Here is a 1,840-nt window from a genome sequence, read left to right on the forward strand (position 1 = left end):
CGGCTGATGTTCGGGACATAGCCGTTTCCGCCGCAACGGAAACCCGCGGCACCCCTGTGTGTGGTGGCGGGTGATGTCACAGCTCGCCGAGGTGTCGCCGGTGGCATTCGGGGGTATCACCTCTTCGATGTGGTCACGCCAGGTGACCCGATGGGGGTAGAGGATGAGTGTGGCCGATCAGGATGTCGCGGCGGATGAGCAGGTGATCGAGGCGGTGCTGGAGGTCGCCGACGATCTCGCCGAGTTGGCTCGGGTGCGCCGCTGGGCCCGCACCGCGCTCGAGGATGTTCCCGGGTGGGAGCTGGACGAGGTGATCCTCGTGCTGGACGAGCTGGTGTCCAACGCGCTGAGGCATGGGACCCCGCCACGCCGGGTCCGGCTGATGCGCAAGACCGACTGGCTGCGGATCGAGGTCGAGGATTCGTGCGTGGACGCGGCGTGCCCGCGTCCGGCGTCGGACACTGGTGGGCGGGGCCTGACCTTGATCGAGTCCTGCGCGATGCTCTGGGGCCAGGACCAGCGCGAGACCGGCAAAGTCGTCTGGGCCGAACTCACCCCCGCGACCACCTCTTCGTGAGTGCTCTCCTGAGCGACGAGCGTGCAGGTGGGTGGTGACGGTCACCCACCCACCTGGGTCTCGGTTCAGGGTGGGGTCACCGTTTTGCCGACACCGGCGCGTAGGGTGAGTGATCGCGGAGGTTGAGAAGCAGCGTCCGGACCAAGATCCGCCGATATCGTCGGCAGGTCGGCCGTAGGCTTCCGTTTCACAGGGGAGTCGCCTCCACCGAGAGTAGAGCGACCTCATGCAGTACCCCATCGTGTCCGGCCAGGATTCCCTGCCGGGCTTCACGATCGACCTCACCCTGGCGCCACAAGTCGCGGTGGTGCGGGTGACCGGTGAACTGGACCTGGCAGTCGACAGACAATTCGGCGAGCTTCTCGCCGAAGCCGAAGCCACCGGGACACCGGTGGTGCTGGACATGACCGAGGTCAGCTTCTGCGCCTCCTGCATCCTCGGGCACCTGGCCCGCGCCGCCCAGCGGCTCACCTTGCAGGGGCGGCAGCTGGTGGTGGCCACCACTCAGCGGATGGTGCTGCGGCCGTTGATGCTGCTGCGGCTGGAGGACCACCTCGGCCTCGCACCCGATCTGGCAACCGCGTTGCAGCAGCTCGGGCTGCCCGGCGACACGCTCACCCCAGGTACACCGGCCTGACCACTGCCAGGCCCGGCTCATCAGCCCACCCGCTCCGATCCACACGGGTGAGCGACCCGAAACCCCGTAAGGGGGTGCTCGGCTCCATGTCCTGCATGATTCTCAGCCGCGCCGAAACCAGCGCCACGCTGATCACCGTCACCGGCGAACTCGACGCCGCCTACGTCCCCGCGTTCGCGACCACCCTCGCCGCGGCCGACGAACACCTGCCGGTGATCCTCGACCTCGTCCACGCCACCTTCTGCAGCGCCGCAGCGGCCGGACTGATCCACACCGCCCACCACCATCGCCTCGGCTACCAGCAACGGCTGATCCTGGCCACCGACGCCTACGCCGTCCTGCTCCCCCTTCACCTGCTCGGCCTCGACAACGACCTCGACATCGTCGCGACCGTCGCCGACGCCCGAACCACGCTCGGTCTGCCCGTCTGCCCGCCGCTGGACAACCCGCCCAGCACCAGCTACGCCGACCAGCCCTGACGCCAGCCCTCGTCGCACGGCTTCATCATCAGGCGCTCACAGTCGTCGACGTCTTGGCGACCGTCGCCCACAACCGGTCACCCGCCGCGCCGCGACGACGGCCCCAGCGAGAGGCCAGCACCGGAATCAGCGACCACCGCCGCCTCG

Annotated in this window: 3 protein-coding genes; all 3 read left to right on the forward strand. The window is 68.6% G+C overall.

The features are described 5' to 3' along the window. Positions 1-169: 169 nt before the first annotated feature. The 3 genes from AB0N89_RS40995 to AB0N89_RS41005 all read left to right on the forward strand — a co-directional run bounded on the left by AB0N89_RS40995 (position 170) and on the right by AB0N89_RS41005 (position 1,693). Complete coding sequence (locus tag AB0N89_RS40995) at positions 170-577, forward strand: ATP-binding protein (RefSeq protein WP_364217154.1); 408 nt, start codon at positions 170-172, stop codon at positions 575-577. 226 nt (positions 578-803) lie between these two features. Continuing rightward, a complete protein-coding gene (locus AB0N89_RS41000; RefSeq protein ID WP_364217157.1) occupies positions 804-1,214 on the forward strand; it encodes an STAS domain-containing protein in 411 nt (136 codons plus the stop codon). 86 nt (positions 1,215-1,300) lie between these two features. Beyond that, entirely contained in the window at positions 1,301-1,693 is a 393-nt protein-coding gene (locus tag AB0N89_RS41005; RefSeq protein ID WP_364217160.1) for an STAS domain-containing protein, read from the forward strand. Positions 1,694-1,840 lie beyond the last annotated feature (147 nt).

The organism is Amycolatopsis sp. NPDC089917 (assembly GCF_040684635.1).
Lineage (GTDB): Bacteria > Actinomycetota > Actinomycetes > Mycobacteriales > Pseudonocardiaceae > Amycolatopsis.